Raw genomic sequence first — 21,176 nt, forward strand, 5'->3', positions numbered from 1 at the left:
ATGGGGACCGAGGACAAGCTCCGCGCCTACCTCAAGCGCGCCACCGTCGAACTCGCCCAGGCCCGCCACCGCCTCACCGAGGCCGAGGAGCGCCGCCACGAACCCATCGCCGTCATCGGCATGGCCTGCCGCTACCCCGGCGGTGACACGGTCGAGGACTTCTGGCGCCTCCTGCGCGACAGCAGGAACGTCGTCCGCGAGGTGCCGCCCTCCCGCTGGGACGTCGACGACTACTACGACCCCGAGCCGGGCGTGCCGGGCGCCATGTACACCAGGTACGGGGCATGGCTGGACGACGTCTCGGGGTGGGACGCCGAGTTCTTCGGCCTGTCGCCGCGCGAGGCGCTCCGCATGGACCCGCACCAGCGGCTGCTGCTGGAGCTGGCCTGGGAGGGCCTGGAGAACTCCGGCATCTCGCCGTCCCGGCTGGCGGGCAGCCGCACCGGCGTGATGGTCGGCTACATGGACACCCTCCAGTACGGCCGGCTGCAGATGGAGCGGCAGGGTCCCGACGCCGTCTCGGACCCGTACCTGGGGCAGGGCGCGGTGTCGAGCGTGGCGGCCGGGCGGATCGCCTACCAGCTCGACCTGATCGGCCCCACGATGACGATCGACACGGCCTGCTCCTCGTCGCTCATCGCGGTCCACCTGGCCATGGAGAGCCTGCGCAGAGGCGAGTGCGACCTCGCCATCGCGGCGGGCGCGTCGCTGACCCTGCACCCCACCACGTTCGTGCAGGCGTGCGCGGGCCTGATGATGAGCGCCGACGGGCGGTGCAAGACGTTCGACGAGGGGGCCGACGGCTACGTCATGGGCGAGGGCGGCGGCCTGGTCGTGCTGGAGCCGCTGTCGAAGGCGCTCGCCAACGGCCGCCGCGTCCGCGCCGTCCTGCGCGGCTCGGCGGTCAACCAGGACGGCCGCAGCAACGGGCTGACCGCGCCCAGCCGCCGCGCGCAGGCCGACGTCATCGGCCGGGCGCTCGCGGCGGCCCGCGTCGCCCCCGACGACATCGACTACGTCGAGGCGCACGGCTCCGGCACCCACCTCGGGGACGCCATCGAGCTGTCCGCCCTGCACGACGTCTTCGGCGGGCGCGGACCCGACCGGCCGCTCCGGGTCGGCGCCGTCAAGACCAACATCGGTCACACCCAGGCCGCCGCGGGCATCGCCGGCCTCATCAAGACGGCACTCATCCTGGAGAACGGGCTCATCCCGCCGAACCTCCACCTGACCACCCCGGCGACGGCCATCCCCGAGGACGGCAGCGTCCGGCCGGTCGACGATGCCGTGCCGCTGCCCCGCCAGGACCGGCCCCGGCTCGCGGGCGTCAGCTCCTTCGGCCTGTCGGGCACGAACGCCCACGTGATCGTGGAGGCGGCCCCGGAGCCCGCCACGCCCGACCCGGCGGTCCCCGCCGGCGCCGGACCGGTCTCCGCGTACGTGCTGCCGGTGTCGGCGGCCGGTCAGGAGGCGCTGCGCGAGCAGGCCGACCGGCTCGCCACGTGGCTCGGCGAGCGTCCCGGGACGCCGCTCGCCGACCTCGCCCGCACCCTCCAGGCCGGGCGCGCCGAGCTGGACCACCGCCGCGCCGTCCTCTGCTCCGACCCCGGCGACGCGGTGGAGCGCCTGCGCGCCATCGCCCGTCCGGAGGGCCGTCAGGACGGCGGGCAGGACGGCGGGCACCGGGTGAAGGGCCGCCCGCGGGTCGCGTTCCTCCTCCAGGGGGTCGGCGACCAGTACGCGGGCCTGGGCAGGGAGCTGTACGCCAGGGAGCCCGTGTACGCCCAGGCCGTGGACGCCTGCGTCGAGCTGGTGTCCCGGCGCTCCGGGGTGGACCTGCGCCCCCTGTTCTTCCCCGAGGGCGACACCGGCCCCGCGCCCGCGGGCGACGACCTGGCCGCCCTGCTCGGCCGCCGCCCCGCGCCCGGCGACACGTCCACCGGACACGACCCGCTGGACCAGGCCGCCATCGCCCACCCGTTCCTGTTCACCGTCGAGTACGCGCTGGCCAGACTGCTCCAGCACTGGGGCGTCACCCCGGACGTGCTCGTCGGCTACAGCCTCGGCGAGTACGTGGCCGCCTGCCTGGCCGGCGTCTTCACCCTGGAGGACGCGCTGCACGTGGTCGTCGAGCGCGCCCACCTGATCAGCGCGGTGCCCGCCGGCCGCATGGTCGCGGTCGCCGCCCCGGAGGAGCGCGTCACCGCCGCGCTGACCGGCGCGGGGATCGAGGTGGACGTCGCGGCCCGCAACGGCCCCGCGATGACCGTGCTCAGCGGCCTGCCCGCCGACATCGAGGCCGCCACGGCCGCGCTGACGGGAGCCGGCATCGCGTGCCGCCCGCTGCGCTCGGCCCACGCCTTCCACTCGGCGCTGCTCCAGCCCGCCCGCGAGAAGCTCGCCGCGGTGCTGGAGTCGGTGCCGCGCCGGGCGCCCGCCGTCACCATCGTCTCCAACCTCACCGGCCGGCCGCTCACCGCCGAGCAGGCCACCAGCACCTCGTACTGGGCCGACCAGCTCGTCGGCACGGTCCGCTTCGCGGACGGCGTGCGGCACTGCGTGGGTCAGGACGTGGCGGCGTTCGTGGAGCTCGGGCCGGGGCAGACCCTCGGCGGTCTGGTACGGCAGAACCTCACCGGCGGGCCGGCCCCCGCCGTCCTCGGCACGCTGCCGCCCCGCTGGACCGCGGGGGAGCGCCGCGACGCGCACCAGGAGCTGCTGGCCGCCTGCGCTGCGCTGTGGGAGCTGGGCGTGCCCGTCGCCTGGGACCTCACCCGGCCCGGCGACGGCCAGGTGCTCGGCCTGCCGACGTACCCGTTCCAGCGCACCCGCTTCTGGCCGGACGCCGACCCGGACCTCGGCTCCGGCTTCGGCCCCGACCTCAGGCCCCGCCGCGCTTCCGGGGCCGGTATCGGGCCGCGCCGACCGGGGAGCGCCGGCTCCATCACGGCGGCCGTCGGACCGCGCCGGCCGGACGGCGCCGGTGCCCCCGAGGCGGCGGGCGCGATCCCGGCCGGCGAGCCGGACGGGGACTTCGTGTTCGTCCCGGCCTGGCGGCAGGACCCGGCCCGCGCGCCGCTTCCGGGGTCCGTGCGGCTGCCCGGCCCGCTCGTGGTCTTCGCCGACCCCGGCGGCGCCGGCACCGCCCTGGCCGACCTGGCCGAGGCGGCGGGAACGCCCGTCGTCGAGGTGGTCGCCGCCCCGCCCGGCTCCGGGACGACCGGGCCGCTACGAGAAGGGCGCCGCCTGACCATCGACCCGGCCGCGCCCGAGCACCACGCCGAGGTCTTCACCGGTCTCGGCGACGGGCCCGTCCACGTGGCGTACCTGTGGGGACTCGGCGACGGCCCCGCCCCGTCGGACGCCTCCGAAACAGCTCCGGCGGCGTTCGCCGGGGACGCGGAGCTGCGCGCCGCCGTCGAGCACGGCTTCACCGGGCTCCTCCTGGCCGTCCAGGCACTCGGCGACCTGCCCGCCCGCCAGGGCGTACGGCTGCTGACCGTCACCAGCGGCGCCACCGAGATCGTCGGCCGGGACGCGCCGGCTCCCCACCAGGCGCTCGCCCACGGGCTCGGCCGCGCGGTGCGGCACGAGTACCCGGGCCTGACCTGGAGCGGCGTCGACCTCGACCCGGAGTCCGGCGGCCTGGTAACGGCACGGCCGGCCCACGAGCCCGCCACCGGGCCGGTCTCCGGACCGACGACCGGACCGACGACCGGGCCGACGACCGGGCCGATGTCCGAGCCGGCCACCGTGCTGCTGGCGGAGCTGACGGCCGCGCCGCCCGACGGCGCCGACCCCGACGCCCGCGACGCGCTCACGGGATGGCGGCGCGGCCGCCGCTGGATCCGCGCATGGGCCCAGGTCCCGGACAACACGGCCGAAGCCGTGTGGCGGCCCGACGGCGCCTACCTCATCACCGGTGGCACGCGCGGACTCGGCATGGCGCTCGCGAAGCACCTCGTCCGCGCCGGCGTGCGCCGCCTCGCCCTCGTCGGCCGCACCCCCATCCCCACGGACACCGCGCCCGGCACCCCCACGCGAGCCGCGACCGGCGAGACCGACGCCCGGGTGGCCGCGACCCTCCGGGACGTGGCCGAGCTGCAGGCCGCCGGGGCCGAGGTGCTGCTGCTCGCCGCCGACACCGGCGTCCCCGACCAGTTGCGCGACGCCCTGCGACGGGCCCGCGAGCGGTTCGGCCGGCTGCACGGCGTCGTCCACGCCGCCGGCCTCCCCGCGGGCGGCCTGACCCAGCGCCGCACGGTCGCCGACGCCACCGCGGTGCTCGCCCCCAAGGTCCTCGCCATGGGCCCGCTCGCCGAGCTGGTCGGCGAGGGCACACCCGCCGGCGAGCAGCCCGAGCTGCTGGTCCTCTACTCCTCCGCCGTCACGGCGTTCGGCGGCATCGGCGAGGCCGACTACTGCGCCGCCAACACCGTCCTCGACGCGTACGGCCAGGCGCTGGCCGCCACCGCCCCCTCGACCAGGGTCGTGTCGGTGGCCTGGGGCCCGTGGCGGCACGACGTGTGGCAGGCCGAGGGGCTGAAGACGACCGGCGGCCTGGCCGAGCGGGTGGCCGCCTACCGCGACGCCCACGGCTTCCCCGACGAGGCCGGGTGCGCGCTGCTCGACCGCATCCTGGCCGGCGGCCACGGCGGCGTCATGGCCGTACGGCAGCCGCTGCGCGAGGTCCTGAACGCCTGGTCGAGCATGCTCGACCTGGACGACCTCGTCGGCGCGGCGGTGGCGGCCGGGCCGAAGGGGGAGCGGTTCCCGCGCCCCGGGCTGCGCGCCGACTACGCGCCGCCCCGGACCGACGCCGAGGCCAGGATGGCCGATCTGTGGGGCGCCTACCTCGGCATCGACGGCGTCGGCGTCCACGACCCGTTCTTCGACCTCGGCGGCAACTCCCTGGTCGGCATGGCCATGGTGCTCGCCATCGAGAAGGAGCTCGGCCGGCCGGTGCCGCCCGCGCTGCTGTTCGAGCACGCGACCGTCGCGGAGTTCACGGCGGCGCTCGGAGCGGCGGAGAACGGCGGCGCGACCGGCCAGGAGGCGCTGGCCGGCAGTTCGGCACGGGGGGAACGGCGGCGCAGGGCCCGTTCCGGCAAACGGAGATGAGCGCGGGAGGCGAGCCCGTGGACCAGCGGCCCCCGACGCGGCCCGACAGCAGGCCCGACACGAGGACGGTAGACGTGATCGACGACATCGACGAGATCGACGGCGAAGGCTCCGGGACCGACATCGCGATCGTCGGCATGTCCGGGCGCTTCCCCGGGGCGTCCGACGTGGCCGAGCTGTGGTCCGCGATCCGGTCCGGCGCGTCCGGCGTCACCCGGTTCACCGACGCGGAGCTGCGCGCCGCCGGGGTCCCGGAGGAGCTGATCACCGACCCGTCGTACGTGAAGGCGAGCCCGGTGATCGACGGCGTCGAGATGTTCGACGCCGGCTTCTTCGGGATCGGCCCGAAGGAGGCGCAGATCCTCGACCCGCAGCACCGGCTGTTCCTGGAGCACGGGTGGACCGCGCTGGAGGACGCCGGCTGCGATCCCACGAGGTTCGACGGGGCCATCGGCGTGTTCGGCGGGTGCGCGCACAGCTCGTACATGCAGAACAACCTGCTGCCGAGCGGCGTCGGCGCCGTCATGGGCGACCTCGCGGTCGGGCTGGCCAACGACAAGGACTCCCTCACCACCCGCGTCGCGCACACGCTCGGGCTGTCCGGCCCCAGCTACGGCGTGCAGAGCTACTGCTCGACGTCGCTGGTCGCGGTGTGCGCCGCCGCCACCAGCCTGGCGGCCTTCGAGTGCGACCTGGCCCTGGCCGGCGGCGTCGCGGTGAACGTTCCGCACCGCGTCGGCTACCTCTACCAGCAGGGCGGCATCGCCCCGCCCGACGGCGAGTGCCGCGCGTTCGACGCGGCCGGGATGGGCGCGCCCCTCGGCAGCGGCGTCGGCGTGGTCGCGCTGCGGCGGCTGGAGGACGCGCTCGCCGACGGCGACCAGATCTACGCCGTGCTGCGCGGCTGGGCGGTCAACAACGACGCCGGCCGCAAGGCCGGTTTCACCGCCCCCGGCGTGCAGGGGCAGGCCGCGGTCATGGCGGAGGCCCTGGCGAGCGCGGGGCTGACGCCCGCCGACATCGACTACGTCGAGGCGCACGGCACCGGCACCGCCCTGGGCGACGCGGCCGAGCTGGCGGCGCTGCAGCAGGTGTTCCAGGACGAGTCGGTGCTCATCGGCTCCGTCAAGACGAACCTCGGCCACCTCGACCGCGCCGCCGGCGTCACCAACCTCATCAAGGTCGCCCTCTCCCTGCGCCACGACGAGATCCCGCCCACCATCAACCTGACCGACCCCAACCCGCAGCTCGCCTCCGGCCAGGCCCGGCTGGAGATCGTCACCGGGCTGCGCGGCTGGCCGCGCGAGGCGGGCCGGACCCGCCGCGCCGGGGTCAGCGCGTTCGGCATCGGCGGCACCAACGCGCACGTCGTGGTCGAGGAGGCCCAGCTCGTGCCGCGCACCGAGGAGCCGCCCCGCCCCGAGCTGATCGTCTGGTCCGCCCGTACGGCCGGCGCCGCCGAGGCGATGACCGAGCGCCTGGCGGGACACCTGGCCGGACATCCGGCCGGACATCCGGCTGAACATCCGGCTGGACATCCGGCGGAGACGGAACGCCCGGCTGGGCAGGCGGCCGATCCGGCCGGCGACGGCTCCGGTCATCGGCTGGCCGACGTCGCCCACACCCTCCAGACCGGGCGGCAGGTCTTCGCCCACCGCCGCATGGTGGTGGCCTCGACCGCGGCCGAGGCCGCCGAGAAGATCCGGTCCGGGGCCGTGCTCGGCCGCGCCGAGAACCGCGCGGACCGGCCCGTCGCCTTCCTCATCGCCGGCACCGGCGAGCAGTACCCGGGGATGGCCGCCGAGCTGTACGAGACCGAGCCGGTGTTCCGCGCGGCGCTCGACAGGTGCCGCGCCGAGCTGCGCCGGCGGGCGGGCGGCGACGACCCGCTCGCCGAGATGATCGGGCCGCGGCGGGACGGCGAGGGGGACGCGCTCGGCCGGCTGCTCGGCCGCGCCTCCGCTCCCGCCGCGGCACCCCCCACCCGGGTGCTCCAGCCCGCGTTGTTCGCCGTCGAGTACGCGCTGGCCCGGCTCGTCCAGTCGTGGGGCGTCGAGCCCGCCGCCCTGGCCGGCTACAGCCTCGGCGAGTACGTCGCGGCCTGCCTGGCCGGGGTGATGTCCCTGGAGTCGGCCATCGCGCTGGTCGCCCACCGGGCCAGCCTCATCGACGAGCTGCCACCGGGCGAGATGTGCGCGGTGCCGCTGGCCGCCGCGGACCTGCGCGAGCGCCTGGCCGGCGTCGCCGGTGTGGACGTCGCCGCGATCAGCGGCCCCCAGCTGACCGTGCTGGCGGGCGAGCCCGCGGCGATGGCCGCGGCCAGGGCGCTGCTGGCGGCCGACGGGGTGCCCTGCCGGCCGCTGGCCACGAGCCACGCCTTCCACTCCGGGATGATGGAGCCGCTGCGCGAGCGGCTGACCGCCTGGATCGCCGAGAACGTCCCCCTCCACGCGCCCCGCATCCCGTTGGTCTCCGACGTTACCGGCGAGCTCGCCACCGCCGCCCAGCTCACCGACCCGGCGTACTGGGCCGAGCACATGTGCGCGCCCGTCCAGTTCGACGGCGTGCTGAGCACGCTGCTGCGCCTGGACGGCGACGCGGCGCTGCTGGAGATCGGGCCGGGGCAGTCGCTGGGCGCGATGACGCGCGGCCACCGCGACTGCCCGCCGGACCGCTGGCCGCTGGTCGTCGCCACGCTTCCCGGGGCGGACGACCCGCGCCCGGCCGGCGAGGTGCTGGCGGAGGCGGCGGGGCGGCTGTGGCTGGCCGGGGTGCCGATCGACTGGTCCGGCTACCGGCAGGACCGGCCGGTGGCCAAGGTCGGGCTGCCGACGTACCCGTTCCAGCGCGAGCGCTACTGGATCGACCCGCCGTCCGCCCAGGTGACGCGGGGAACGGCCTCGACCGGCACCGCGCCCCGGACCGCCTCGAACGGGTCAGCCGCTTCCAGCGGGACCGTCCCTCTCAACGGGGGCGCCTCCCTCAACGGGACCGCCTCTCCCAACGGAGCCGTCCCCCTCAACGGGACTGCCTCTCCCAACGGGGGCGTCTCCCTGAACGCGGGCTCCTCTCCCAATGGAGCCGCATCCCTCAACGGAGCGGACCGTAACAGCGGACCCGCCCCGGTGGATGCGCCGGCGGTTGCGGGGCGGCCGCACGTGGAGCTGCTCGTCCCGGGCTGGGCCCGCGCGGATGCCCCCGCGATCGGGGCCGCCGAGCCGGGCGTCCGGGTGGGCCGGTGCGTTCTCGTGGCGGGCCGTACGGACGGAGAAGCCGCCGAGGCGCTGGGCCGGTCACTGCGCGCCCACGGCGTCGACGTCGTCACGGTCGCCGAGCCGGACGACCTCGCGGCGCTCACCCGGGGCCCGGACACCGCCGCCCCGGACACGGTCGTGGACCTCCGCCTCCTGGAGGCCGTGCGCGAGCCCGCCTCCGCGCACGAGAGCGTCCCTGCCGGGATCGGGGACGCGCTCGTGCCCGTGGCGGGGCTGCTGGCGGCTCTCGGTGAGGAGGGCGGTGACGGGACCCGCGTCCTGCTGGTCACGCGCGGCGGGCAGGCGGTGGCCGACGGGGAGGTGCCCGACGCCGCGCAGGCCGCCGCGGCCACCCTGCCGATGGTCGCCAACCAGGAGTACCTCAACCTCGACTGCTCCGCCGTGGACCTCGACCCCGGCGCCGGCCCCCAAGCCGTGGCGGACGCGCTGACCGGCGAGATCCTGGCCCCGGCGGGCGAGGTCTTCGTCGCCTACCGCGCCGGCGCCCGCCTCCTCCGCACCTTCACTGCCGCCGACGACTCCTCGACCGACTCCTCGACCGACTCCGCGACCGGCGACTCCTCGACCGACTCCTCGACCGACTCCGCGACCGGCGACTCCGCGACCGGCTCCGCGACCGGCGGCTCCGTGTCCGGCGGCGGGGCCGCTGTGCGGGCGGGAGGGACGTACCTGATCACTGGTGGGCTGGGCGACGTCGGGCTGCTGCTCGCCGGGCACCTCGCCCGCGCCGGCGCCGCGCGCCTCGTCCTCACCAGCCGCGGCGGCCTCCCCGCCGAGGCCGGCGACCCGCGCCGGCAGGCGGTGGAGAGCCTGCGCGCCCTGGGCGCCGAGGTGCTCACCCCCGCCGTGGACGTCACGGACGCCACCGCCATGCGCGCCTTGCTCGCCGGCCTCCTCACCGAAACAGCCGCCGGCGACCCGGGCGACCCGGGCGACCAGGGCGGGCCCGGCCGGGCCGGTGCCGCCGCCGATGGGAGGCGGCGGCTCGACGGGGTGGTGCATGCCGCGGCCGAGACGCGGGCCGACGGGTTCCGGCCGCTGCGTGACCTCGACGCCGAGGCCGTGGGCCGCCACTTCGCCGCCAAGGTGACCGGCGCGCTCGTTCTGGAGGAGGTGCTCGGCGAGCTCCCGGCCGGCCTCGCGCCCCGGTTCTGCCTCGTGTTCTCGTCCACCTCCGCCGTCCTCGGCGGCATCACCTTCGGCAGCTACGCCGCCGCCAACGCCGCCCTCGCCGCGCTCGCCCACCGCGGCCACACGGCGCACCTCGCCGGCCGTACCCCGACCCGGTGGGTGGCCGCGAGCTGGGACACCTGGGCCGTCACGCTCGACCGGCTGGAAGGCGGCATGGGCGCGGCGATGGCCGCCCACTCGATGAGCGCCGCGGAGTCGCTGGCGGCGTTCGACCTGCTGACGGCCGCCACCCGTCCCGGGCTGGTGGTCGCGGCGGGCGGGCTCGACGACCGGCTGCCCCGGTCCGTGCCCGCGGCGACGGCCCTGCTCGCGGCGGCCGCGCCGGACGGCTCAGCCGGAGCAGCCGGCGGAGAGGGGCTGCCCGGCGGGGCGGGGGACCGGTTTCCGCGTCCCGAGCTTCCCCAGCCGTACAGCCCGCCGCAGTCGGCGGCCGAGCGCGGCCTCGCGGAGCTCTGGTCCGAGGTGCTGGGCGTCGAGCCGGTCGGGACCCGGGACAACTTCTTCGACCTGGGCGGCAACTCGCTGGTGGCGTTGCAGATGCTCTCCCTGGTGAAGCAGCGGTTCGGGGTCGCGGTGCCGACGGTGGCGCTGTTCGAGGCTCCCACGGTCGGCACGCTGGCCGTCATCCTGGACGAGCGTGGCGCCACGGCCACACCCGAGCCCCAGCCTCGCAAAGCGCAGGAGCGCGTGCGGGTCGTGGGGGAGCGGGCGAAGACGACCGCCACCGACGACGACCGGCGGATCGCGATCGTCGGCATGGCCGGCCGCTTCCCCGGCGCCGCCGACGTCGCCACGTTCTGGCGGAACCTCAACGACGGCGTCGAGTCCATCAGCTTCTTCTCCGAGGAGGAGCTGCTGGCCGCCGGCGCCGACCCCGAGCAGATCAAGGACCCCGCGTACGTGCCGGCCAGGCCCGTCCTGGACGACGTGAGCGGGTTCGACGCGGCGTTCTTCGGCATGAGCCCCCGCATGGCGGCCATCACCGACCCGCAACAGCGCGCCTTCCTCGAAGTGTGCTGGGAGGCCCTCGAACAGGGCGGTTACGCGGCTCCGGAGCACCGGGGCCGGGTGGGCGTGTTCGGCGGCGCGAACATCAGCACGTACCTGCTCAGGATGGCCGACCACCTGCTCGGCGGCGGCCAGAAGGAGTTCAGCGGGTTCGAGGTGATCATGGGCAACGACAAGGACGCCCTGACCACGACCGTGTCGTACCTGTTCGACCTGTACGGGCCGAGTGTCGCGGTGCAGACGTTCTGCTCCACGTCGCTGGTGGCCGCGCACCTGGCCGTGCAGAGCCTGCGGGCCGGCGACTGCGAGCTGGCGCTGGCGGGCGGCGTGTCGATCCGCGTCCCCGACCGGGTCGGCCACCTGTACGGGCCCGGCGGCCAGGAGTCGCCCGACGGCCACGTGCGGGCGTTCGACGCCGGGGCCAAGGGCAGCATGTTCGGCGACGGGGCCGCCGCGGTGCTGCTGAAGCGGCTGCCCGACGCGATCCGCGACGGCGACCACATCTGGGCCGTCATCCGCGGCTCGGCCATGAACAACGACGGCGCGCTCAAGGTCGGCTACACGGCGCCCAGCGTCGTCGGCCAGTCCCGGGTGATCGCCGACGCGATGGCCGACGCGGGCGTCACCGGCGAGGACATCAGCTACGTGGAGGCGCACGGCACCGCCACCGAGCTGGGCGACCCCATCGAGGTGGCCGCGCTGACCCGGGCTTTCGGTACGACGCGGGAGCGGCGGTACTGCCCGATCGGGTCGGTCAAGACCAACGTCGGCCACCTCGACCGGGCCGCCGGGGCGAGCGGGCTCATCAAGACGTCGCTCGCGGCGCACCACGGGGTCATCCCGGCGAGCCTGCACTACACCAGCCCCAACCCGGAGATCGACTTCGACGGCAGCCCCTTCTACGTCAACGCCGAGCTGTCCCCGTGGCGCACCCGTGACGGCCGGCCGCGCATCGCGGGACTCAACTCCCTGGGAATGGGCGGCACGAACGTGCACATGGTGATCGAGGAGCCTCCCGCCCGCGACGAGGCCCCCGGGCCGGGCCGCCGGTACCAGGTGGTGACGGTCTCGGCCCGTACGGCCGACGCGGCGGACGAGGCGTGCCGGCGGCTCGGCGGGCACCTCGCCGACGGGCCGGGCCCGCGGCTGGCCGACGTCGCGTACACGCTCCAGGTGGGACGCAAGACGTTCGAGCACCGCAGGGCGATCGTCGCCGGTGACCTCGCGGCCGCCGCCGCGGCGTTGGACGGGCGGCGCGCGGACGACCTGCTGGGCCGCGTCGAGACCGTGCGGGGCAGGCAGGTGGCCTTCCTGTTCGGGGGCGTCGGCGAGCAGTACCCGGGCCTGGCGGGCGACCTCTACCGGCACGAGCCGGTGTTCCGGGCCGAGCTGGACGAGTGCCTGCGCCACCTGGGCGAGGCACTGGACGGCGTCGTGGACCCCGCCGAGCTCGCCGACCTGCTGACCGGGGAACGCGGCGAGGCCACCGGCCTGGCCGCCCTCCTCGGCAGGAGGGAGCCCGGCGAGGGCGGGCGGGAGGCGGCGCTGCGGCGGACCGAGGTGGTGCAGCCCGCGCTGTTCGCCGTCGAGTACGCCCTCGCGCGCACGCTCATGGCCTGGGGTCTCCAGCCCCGGCTCATGCTCGGCTACAGCCTCGGCGAGTACGTCGCCGCGTGCTTGGCCGGCGTGCTGTCCCTGCCCGACGCCGTCGCCCTGGTCGCGCACCGTGCCCGGCTCATCGCCCGGATGCCGGCCGGCTCCATGCTCGCCGTCTCGCTGCCCGCCGATCGGCTGCGCCGCCGGTTCCGGCTGGAGGAGCGAGGGCTCGACGTGGCCGCCGTGAACGGCCCGCAGGTCACCGTCGTCGCCGGCCCGGCCGAGGACGTCGACCGGCTGGCGCAGGAGCTGCGCGCCGCGGAGGTGCCGTGCCGCCCGCTGGAGACCACCCACGCCTTCCACTCCCGCATGCTGGAGCCCCTGGCCGACGAGCTCACCCAGTGGGTCAAGGCCAACATCCGGCTCAACCCCCCGGCCCTGCCGTACGTGTCGAACCTGACCGGCGCCGTGGCGGACGCCGACCTGGTGCGCGACCCCGGCTACTGGGCGCGGCACATGTGCGGCACGGTCCGGTTCGCCGACGGGATCGGCACGCTGCTGGCCGACCCGGGCCTGGCCGTGGTGGAGATCGGGCCGGGGCAGTCCCTGGGCGCGATGGTGCGCGGCGCGGGCTGCCCGCCCGAGCGGTGGCCGCTCGTCACGCACACGCTGCCCGCCGCGAGCGACGCCCGGCCCGGTGACGAGGTGCTGGCCGGCTGCCTCGCGCGGCTGTGGCTGTGCGGCGTCACCCTCGACTGGAACGCCTACCACGGCCGGACCGGCGACCCGGGCGAGCCACGCCCTGGCCTGCCGGGGCGGGTGCCGCTGCCGACGTATCCGTTCCAGCGCCAGCGCTACTGGATCGACCCGCCCGCGACGCGCAGGCAGGCCGCCGAGTCCGCCCCCGACGTGCCCGCCGACCTGTTCGAGGCCATCACGAGCCTGCCCAAGCTGCCCGAGGAGCAGTGGCTGTACCTGCCGGTGTGGCGGCAGACCGCGCCCCCGGCGGCGGCCGAGCGCCGGCCGGACTCGTGGCTGGTGTTCGCCGGGGACGACGGGGTCGCCGGGGAGGCCGTGGCCGCGCTGCGCGCCGCGGTCGCCGCCACGGGCGCGCCCGTCACGCTGGTACGGCCGGGCGACGTCTACGCCGCCACCGGCGACGGCTACACGATCCGGCCGGGCGACGTGACCGACACGCTGGCCCTGCTCCGCGACCTGCGCCTCACCGGCCGCCCCCTCGACCGCGTCGTCCACCTCTGGACCCTCGACGCCGGCGGCACGCAGGACTCCGGGAAGGACGCCGTGGACCTCGGGCTGCGGACGCTCGTGGCGCTCGCCCGCGCCGCCGGGGAGTCCGGCATCGGCGCGTGGTCGCTGGACGTGGCCGTGGCCGGGACGCAGCCGGTGCTCGGCGAGGAGGTGGCCGACCCGTACGGCGCGACGCTGCTCGGCCCGTGCGCGGTGATCCCGCTGGAGTACCCCGGCGTGACCACCCGCCTGGTGGACCTGCCGGCCGAGCCCGGGGCGCGGGACCTGACCGCCCTGACGGCCGAGCTGGCCCGGCCGCAGACCGACCGGACCGTGGCGCTGCGCCGGGGCCGCCGCTGGGTGCCCGGCTACGACCCCCTCCCGGCCCCGCCCGTCAAGGAGCAGGCGGCGCTGCGCGAAGGCGGCGTGTACCTGGTCACCGGCGGCCTGGGCGGCATCGCGCTGGGCCTGGCCGAGCACCTGGTCCGCGAGTGCCGGGGCAGGCTGGTCCTGCTGGCCCGGCACGGCCTGCCGCCGCGCGCCGACTGGCCCGGCGTCCTGTCGGGGGACATCGCCGCCGGCGAGGTCACCCGCAGGCGCGTCGCCGCCGTCGCCGGGCTGGAGGCGCTGGGCGGCGAGATTGAGGTCGTCACCGGCGACGTCGCCCGCCCGGAGGACGTGCGCCGGGCCGTGGACACGGCCGTGGCCCGGTTCGGCGCCCTGCACGGCGTCCTCCACGCGGCCGGCGTCCCCGCCATGGGGCTCATGCAGTTCAAGCGTCCCGAGGAGCTGGACGAGGTGCTGGCGCCCAAGGTGGCCGGCACGCTGGCGCTGGCCGAGGCGCTGCGCCTGGGCGGGCCGGACGAGGTCGAGCTGGACTTCCTCGTGCTGTTCTCCTCGATCACCTCGGCCACGGGCGGCGGCCCCGGCCAGGTCGACTACTGCGCCGCCAACGCCTTCCTCGACGCCTACGCGCACCGGCTCGCCGCGACGGGCCGCCGCGTGGTGTCCGTCGGCTGGGGCGAGTGGACGTGGAACGCCTGGGAGGCCGGGCTGGCCGGGTACGAGGAGGCGCTGCGCGACTTCTTCCGGCAGAACCGGGCCCGCGTCGGCATCGCGTTCGACGACGGCTGGCGCTCGCTGCTGCGGGCCCTGGCCACCGGCGAGCCGCGGGTCGTCGTCTCCACCCAGGACTTCCCGACGCTGGTGCGCGGCAGCGCGGAGTTCACCGTGGACGTGGTGACCTCCCCGGCGATGGGCGGCGCGAGCGGCGAGCGGCACCCGAGGCCCGAGCTGCTCACCGCCTACCAGGAGCCGGACGGCCACGCCGAGGAGACCATCGCGGCCATCTGGGGCGAGTCGCTGCGCCTGGATCGGGTGGGGGTGCTGGACAACTTCTTCGAGCTCGGCGGCAACTCGCTGCTCGGCGTCGCCATCGTGGCCGCCGTGCGGCGCGCGTTCGAGCTGGACGAGCTGCCGCCGCACGTCCTGTACGAGGCGCCGACCGTGGCCGCGCTCAGCCGGACCGTCGAGGCGCTGGCCTCGGGGGCGGCCCCGGTGCTGGCCGGCTCGGGCGGCGGCAGCCAGGTACGCGCCCAGCTCCGCCGTTCGGGCCTGGAGGCGTCGGCGGCGCGCAGGCGAGGACGGTGACGACATTCCTCCGACAAGACCGGCAACTCCCCCGAGAAGACCGACAAGGGATGAGAGACCAACGATGAGCGGAACGGAGCGGACATGACCGTTATCGGCGTGATAGGCGCTGGCGTCATGGGAGTCGGGGTCGCCCAGAACCTCGCCCAGACGGGACACGACGTGGTGCTGGTCGACAAGGACGAGCAGATCCTGGCCGACGCGCTGGCCACCATCGCCCGCAACACCCGGATGAGCCGGCTCATGGGCGGTCCCGCCCTGGACCCGGACGATGTGCTGTCCAGGATCTCCACGTCCGTCGGCGTCTCGGGCGCGGCCAAGGCGGACGTGGTCATCGAGAACGTGACCGAGAACTGGGACGTCAAGCGGGAGGTGTACGAGGCGCTGGACCGCGAGTGCGGCCCGGACACCGTGTTCGTCGTCAACACCTCCGCCATCCCCATCACCAAGGTGGGCGCCGTCACCGGGCGGCCCGACAAGGTGATCGGCGTCCACTTCATGAACCCCGTCCCGGCCAAGCCGGCCGTGGAGCTGATCCCCGGCTTCCACACCTCGCCGGAGACGATCCAGCGCACCCGGGACCTGCTGAGCGCCATGGGCAAGAAGGCCGTGGACGTCAAGGACTCCTGCGGCTTCATCTCCAACCGGGTGCTGATGCTCACCGTCAACGAGGCCGCCTACCTCGTGCACGAGGGCGTGGCCGACGCCGAGTCGGTGGACGAGGTCTTCCGGAGCTGCTTCGGCCACCCGATGGGCCCGCTGGAGACCGCCGACCTGATCGGCGTCGACACGATCCTCTACAGCGTCGAGGTGCTCTACGAGCACTACGCCGACAGCAAGTACCGCCCCTGCCCGCTGCTCAAGCAGATGACCGACGCCGGGCTGCACGGCCGCAAGTCTGGCCGCGGCTTCTACACCTACGCCCAGTAACGACTGAAGGAGCCATTCGATGACCGACACCCAGGGCCAGATCCTCGGCTTCGTCCGCGACAGGTACCCGCAGGCGGAGATCACCGAGTCGCAGGACATCTTCGCGCTCGGCTTCGTGAACTCGCTGTTCGCGATGGAGCTGGTGATGTTCGTCGAGAAGACGTTCGGCGTGACCATCCCGAACGAGGAGCTGCGGATCGACAACTTCCGCACCGCGACCGCCATGTCCGAGCTGGTGAGCCGGCTCGTGGCCGAGCCGGCCGTCGCGTGACGGTCACCGGCGTGGCGCCGCCCGCCGCCGCCCCACCGGCTTCGCCGCCGGTGGGGCGGGTCACCGACCGGAGCACCGCGCGGGCGTTCGTCGACACCCACGTGATGCCGTACGCCGACGCCTACGACCGGGCGGGACGCGTCCCGGAGGAGCTGCTGCGACGGGTGGCGGAGGCGGGGCTGTGGGCGCCGTTCCTGCCGGCCGCGGCGGGCGGCGCCGGGATGGACTGGGTGACGCTCGGCGAGGTGCACGAGGAGGTGGGCCGCGGCTGCTCGTCGCTGCGCAGCCTGCTCACGGTCCACACCATGGCGGCGTGGACCGTGCAGCGGTGGGGCAGCCCGGCGCAGCGCGAGCGGTGGACGCCCGCGTTCGCCGCGGGCGACAGCCTGGGCGCGTTCTGCCTGTCCGAGCCGGGCGCCGGCAGCGACACCTCCGGCATCACCACGACCGCCGCCGAGTCCGGCGGCGGCTGGGTGCTCAACGGCGTCAAGAAGTGGACGACCGGCGGTCAGCGGGCGGACGTGTTCCTCGTGTTCGCCCGCACCGCGTCCAGCATCGGCGCGTTCCTCGTGCCGAGGGACACGCCGGGCGTGGAGGTGCGGCCGATCGACGACATGCTCGGCACCCGTGCGTCCATGCTCGCCGAGATCAGCTTCACCGACGTCGTCCTCGACCGGGACGCGCTGCTCGGCCCGAGCGGCTTCACCGCCGGCATGGTGCTCACCGGCACCCTCGACCTCGGCCGCTACAGCGTGGCGGCCGGGTCGGTGGGCATCGTCCAGGCGTGCCTGGAGGCGTCGGCCTCCTACGCCGCGAGCCGCGAGGTGGGCGGCACGCCGCTGGCGAAGCTGCCGCTCATCCAGGCGAAACTCTCCGACATGGTGACCGACGCGCGGGCGGCCCGGCTGCTGCTGGCCGAGGCCGGCCGCCTCAAGGACGCCGGCGAGGCGTCCACGATCATGGCGACGTGGGTGGCGAAGTACTTCGCCTCCACCGCCGCCGCCCGGCACGCCTCCGAGGCCGTGCAGATCCACGGCGCCAACGGGTGCAGCACCGAGTACCCCGTGGCCCGCTACTACAGGGACGCCAAGGTGATGGAGATCATCGAAGGCAGCAACGAGATCCAGCGGATGACCATCGCTGGCCAGGCCGATCGGGAGAAGACCGGATGAGCGTGACCGCCGAGAGCCCGGACGCCGGCGTCGCCCTGCTTCCACGGAAGCCGGCGCGGGGCCGCATCAAGTGCATCGTGTGGGACCTCGACAACACGCTCTGGAACGGCGTGCTGCTGGAGGACGGCGAGGTGACCGTGCGCCCGGCCGTCGTCGAGCGCATCCACGAGCTGGACCGCAAGGGCATCCTGCACTCCGTGGCCAGCAAGAACGACCGGGACACCGCGCTGGCCAAGCTGCGCGCCCTCGGCCTGGAGGAGATGTTCCTCCACCCCCAGATCGGCTGGAACCCCAAGTCGGAGTCGATCCGGAACATCGCCAAGGCGCTCAACCTGGGCCTGGACGCGTTCGCGTTCGTCGACGACCAGGAGTTCGAGCGGGCGGAGGTGGCGCACGGCGTGCCGGAGGTCACCTGCGTGGACATCCTCGACCTGGAGGAGGCGCTGGCCCGGCCGGAGTTCCAGCCGCGGTTCGTCACCGACGAGTCGGCGCAGCGGCGCCACATGTACCGGGGGCAGATCGCCCGCGACGAGCTGGAGGAGGAGTTCGTCGGCACCAACGAGGAGTTCCTGGCGAGCCTGGAGATGGAGTTCACCATCGCCCCGGCCGCCCGGGAGGACCTCCAGCGGGCCGAGGAGCTCACCGTCCGCACCAACCAGCTCAACTCGACCGGCCGCACGTACTCCTACGACGAGCTGGACGAGCTGCGCGAGTCCGACGACCACCTGCTGCTGGTGGCCTCGCTCACCGACCGGTTCGGCAGCTACGGCAAGATCGGCCTGACGCTGGTGGAGAAGGGCGAGGACGCCTGGCGGCTCAACATGATGCTCATGTCGTGCCGGGTGATGTCGCGCGGCGTCGGCATGGTGCTGCTCAACCACATCATGCGGCTGGCCGCCGAGGCCGGCGTGGCGTTGCGCGCCGACTTCGTGGAGACCGGCCGCAACCGCATGATGCAGGTGACGTACGCGTTCGCCGGCTTCAGGGAGGCCGACAGGGACGGCGCCCACGTGGTGCTCCAGGCCGACCTGAGCACGCTCCAGCCGCCCCCGTCGTACGTGCGGCTGGAGGTGAGGGCGGCATGACCGTCGGCGAGCTGGTGAGCGACGAGACGCTGGCGCGCTGGCTGCCGTTCCGCACGCAGACCGGCGCCGAGCCGGGCGCGCTGCCGATGTACTGCCTGCCGCACGCGGGCGGCGCCGCCTCGGCCTTCCGGGTCTGGCAGCGCAAGCTGCCCGGCGTCGCGGTGCAGCCGGTGCAGCCGCCCGGACGGGAGGCCCGGCACAAGGAGCCGCCGTACCTGCGGATGGAGCCGCTGGTGTCGGACCTCGCGGACGTCGTGCTCGCCGACGTGGAGCTGTCGGCGGCCGGCCGCAGGTACACCCTGTACGGGCACAGCCTGGGCGCGATCGTGGCGTTCGAGCTGGTCCGGGAGATCCGGCGGCGGGGCGGTCCCGAGCCGGTCCACCTGTTCGTGTCCGGCTCCGACGCTCCGCACGTCACCGACGAGCCGGGGCCGCCGGTCGGCCGGATGAGCAGGCCCGAGCTGGTGCACCTGCTGCGCGCGCTCGGCGGGACGCCGGAGTGGCTGCTGGCCGACCCGGAGGCGCTCGACATGGTGCTCCCGTCGGTGCAGGCCGACTTCACCGTCAAGGAGACGTACGTCTACCAGGACGAGCCGCCGCTCGACGTGCCCGTCTCGGCGCTGTGCGGGGAGACCGACCCGCGGGTGTCGCCGGTGAAGCTGGCGAGGTGGCTGGACCAGACGGCCCGCGAGTTCACGCTGCACGGGTTCGACGGCGGGCACTTCGCGGTGTTCGAGCAGGCGCAGCGGACCCACCGGATCCTGGCGGAGGCGCTGCGGCCGTGGGTGTGACGGTCGGCCCGGTGACGGTGCGGGAGTGGCGGCCACTCCCGCACCGTTCGCGCGTTCCCGGGCCGGCCGCCCCGGAGGTGTGGAAGGTGCGGCTCGACCGGCCCCAGCGGGCGGAGTGGCAGGACTGGCTGTCCGCCGCCGAGCGGGACCGGGCGGGCCGCTTCGCCGACGCGGGGGAGTGCCACAGGTACGTGGTGGCGCACGCCGCGCTGCGGTCCGTGCTGGGCGAGCTGTGCGGCGTGCCGCCCGGAGCGGTCCGGCTCACCGCCGAGGCGTCCGGCCGGCCGTGCCTGGAGCCCGGCGGCTTGCGGCCCGACTTCAACCTGTCGCACTCCGGCGACTGGGCCCTGGTCGCCGTGGCGGCGCCCGGCACGCGGGTGGGCGTGGACGTCGAGCGCGTCCGCGCCGACCTCGACCACCTGGAGCTGGCCCGGCGCATGTACCAGCCGGAGGAGGCCGAGCGGGTGCGGGAGATCGGACTCGTGGAGTACTTCCGGCTGTGGACCGCCAAGGAGGCGTACGTCAAGGCCACCGGAGCCGGGCTCGCCGGCCTGCGCTCCTGCCTGGTGCGCGACGCGGGAACGGGGAGCGGGACGGTCTCGTCCCGCTCCCCGCGTGAAGGGTGGCCGGTGCGGTGGCTCGACGTGGCCCCCGGCTACGCCGCCGCCCTGGTCACGACCGCTTCGACACCGGCACCACGTACCGGCTGAACACCAGGTCCCGCAGCACGTCGTCGCCGCCCTCCACGATCGACACGTACCTCATGTCGCGCGTCAGCTTGCCGATGACCGACTCGTGCGTGTAGCCGAGCCCGCCGAACATCTCCGACGCCGTCGAGGCGATCTGCCAGCCGGTCTGCCCGCAGAACATCTTCGTCGTCAGCGCCTGCTTCAGCGTGCCCGTGCGCAGGAACTCCTCGCCCGCGTCCGGCCGGGCCGCGATCGCGTCGTACGCCCGCGCCGCGGCCAGGCACTGGTTGGTCATCACCTCGATCTGCATCTCGAACTGCCCCAGCCGGGAGGCGAACACCGCGTTGCCCGTCAGCGGCGCCCCCTTCACCGACTTGGACTTGCCGTACTCCATGCACACGTCCCGGATGCGGCGGGCCACGCCGAGGGCCGTGGTGGCGATGAGGATGCGGCTGGCGTTCAGGCCCACCTCCAGCAGGCGCAGTCCGTTGCCGCGCAGCACGTTCGCGGCCGGCACGCGCACCCCCGACAGCGACACCTGGTACGTGGCCGACGAGCGCAGCCCGATGACGTCCCACCGCTTGTCCACGGTGACGCCCGGCGTGTCACGCGGCACGAGCACCGCCAGGTAGCCCGACGGGTCCTCCTGGCTGCGCGCGACCACCACGAGGAACTGGGCGAAGCCCGTGTTCGTGGAGAACGCCTTCTGCCCGTCGAGGACGACCGTGTCGCCCTCGACCCGCGCGGTCGTCGTCATGCGGGCCAGCTCGCTGCCGGCCGCGTGCTCACTGCCGAGCGTGGCGCAGAAGCCGTTCTCCGCCACCAGCCGGCCGAGATACCGCTCCCTCAGCTCCTCCGAGCCGTACCAGGCGACCATGCTCGTCGTCAGCACCGGGATGAACAGCGTGAACGCCACCCCGGCGTCGGCGTAGGCCAGCTCGCTGGTGATGCGGACGCTCTCCTCCAGGCCGAGGCCGAGCCCGCCGTGCTCCTTGGGCAGCCACCAGTTGGCCAGCCCCGTCTCCGCGAACCGCGCGTAGAGGGGCAGCGGCGCGTCGGCCAGCGAGTCGAGGTAGGCGTCGTTGCCGGTCAGCTCGCGCCGGGCGAAGCCCTGGACGGCGCGCAGGTACTCGGGCTGTTTCATCGGCT

At 75.2% G+C, this 21,176-nt stretch carries 9 protein-coding genes; 8 read left to right on the forward strand and 1 reads right to left on the reverse strand.

Annotation, left to right across the window (positions count from 1 at the left end):
- From ABZS51_RS13050 to ABZS51_RS13085, 8 genes are all read left to right on the forward strand, one after another.
- Positions 1-5,121 carry a beta-ketoacyl synthase N-terminal-like domain-containing protein gene (locus tag ABZS51_RS13050; protein WP_355439460.1) on the forward strand — a complete coding sequence of 1,707 codons (5,121 nt, stop codon included), beginning with the start codon at positions 1-3 and terminating at the stop codon, positions 5,119-5,121.
- Positions 5,122-5,195: 74 nt separating this feature from the next.
- Complete coding sequence (locus ABZS51_RS13055) at positions 5,196-15,089, forward strand: SDR family NAD(P)-dependent oxidoreductase (RefSeq protein WP_355439463.1); 9,894 nt, start codon at positions 5,196-5,198, stop codon at positions 15,087-15,089.
- Between the two features lie 84 nt (positions 15,090-15,173).
- Positions 15,174-16,019: an FAD-dependent oxidoreductase gene (locus tag ABZS51_RS13060; protein WP_355439466.1), complete on the forward strand. Its 846-nt coding sequence runs from the start codon at positions 15,174-15,176 to the stop codon at positions 16,017-16,019.
- 19 nt (positions 16,020-16,038) lie between these two features.
- A complete protein-coding gene (locus ABZS51_RS13065; RefSeq protein WP_310713276.1) occupies positions 16,039-16,290 on the forward strand; it encodes an acyl carrier protein in 252 nt (83 codons plus the stop codon).
- Entirely contained in the window at positions 16,287-17,462 is a 1,176-nt protein-coding gene (locus tag ABZS51_RS13070) for an acyl-CoA dehydrogenase family protein (RefSeq protein WP_355439470.1), read from the forward strand. Before ABZS51_RS13065 ends, ABZS51_RS13070 begins: the two co-directional genes overlap by 4 nt.
- On the forward strand, positions 17,459-18,547 hold the full coding sequence (locus ABZS51_RS13075; protein ID WP_355439473.1) for an HAD-IIIC family phosphatase: 1,089 nt from the start codon (positions 17,459-17,461) through the stop codon (positions 18,545-18,547). Before ABZS51_RS13070 ends, ABZS51_RS13075 begins: the two co-directional genes overlap by 4 nt.
- A complete protein-coding gene (locus ABZS51_RS13080) occupies positions 18,544-19,338 on the forward strand; it encodes an alpha/beta fold hydrolase (protein ID WP_310713281.1) in 795 nt (264 codons plus the stop codon). Before ABZS51_RS13075 ends, ABZS51_RS13080 begins: the two co-directional genes overlap by 4 nt.
- On the forward strand, positions 19,329-20,048 hold the full coding sequence (locus ABZS51_RS13085) for a 4'-phosphopantetheinyl transferase superfamily protein (RefSeq protein ID WP_355439477.1): 720 nt from the start codon (positions 19,329-19,331) through the stop codon (positions 20,046-20,048). Before ABZS51_RS13080 ends, ABZS51_RS13085 begins: the two co-directional genes overlap by 10 nt.
- Here ABZS51_RS13085 and ABZS51_RS13090 read toward each other — a convergent pair.
- Positions 20,011-21,171 (reverse strand): acyl-CoA dehydrogenase family protein, encoded by a 1,161-nt coding sequence (locus ABZS51_RS13090; RefSeq protein WP_310713285.1) that lies wholly within the window; start codon positions 21,169-21,171, stop codon positions 20,011-20,013. The genes ABZS51_RS13085 and ABZS51_RS13090 overlap by 38 nt on opposite strands.
- Between the last annotated feature and the right edge of the window lie 5 nt (positions 21,172-21,176).

The sequence above is a fragment of the Nonomuraea sp. NPDC005501 genome, from assembly GCF_040605905.1.
In the GTDB taxonomy this organism is placed as follows: domain Bacteria; phylum Actinomycetota; class Actinomycetes; order Streptosporangiales; family Streptosporangiaceae; genus Nonomuraea.

Excerpts from the sequence above, each read along its gene's own strand:
- ABZS51_RS13065 (WP_310713276.1), top strand. The coding sequence starts at position 16,039 with ATGACCGACACCCAGGGCCAGATCCTCGGCTTCGTCCGCGACAGGTAC.
- ABZS51_RS13050 (WP_355439460.1), top strand. The coding sequence starts at position 1 with ATGGGGACCGAGGACAAGCTCCGCGCCTACCTCAAGCGCGCCACCGTC.
- ABZS51_RS13090 (WP_310713285.1), bottom strand. The coding sequence starts at position 21,171 with ATGAAACAGCCCGAGTACCTGCGCGCCGTCCAGGGCTTCGCCCGGCGC.
- ABZS51_RS13075 (WP_355439473.1), top strand. The coding sequence starts at position 17,459 with ATGAGCGTGACCGCCGAGAGCCCGGACGCCGGCGTCGCCCTGCTTCCA.
- ABZS51_RS13080 (WP_310713281.1), top strand. The coding sequence starts at position 18,544 with ATGACCGTCGGCGAGCTGGTGAGCGACGAGACGCTGGCGCGCTGGCTG.
- ABZS51_RS13060 (WP_355439466.1), top strand. The coding sequence starts at position 15,174 with ATGACCGTTATCGGCGTGATAGGCGCTGGCGTCATGGGAGTCGGGGTC.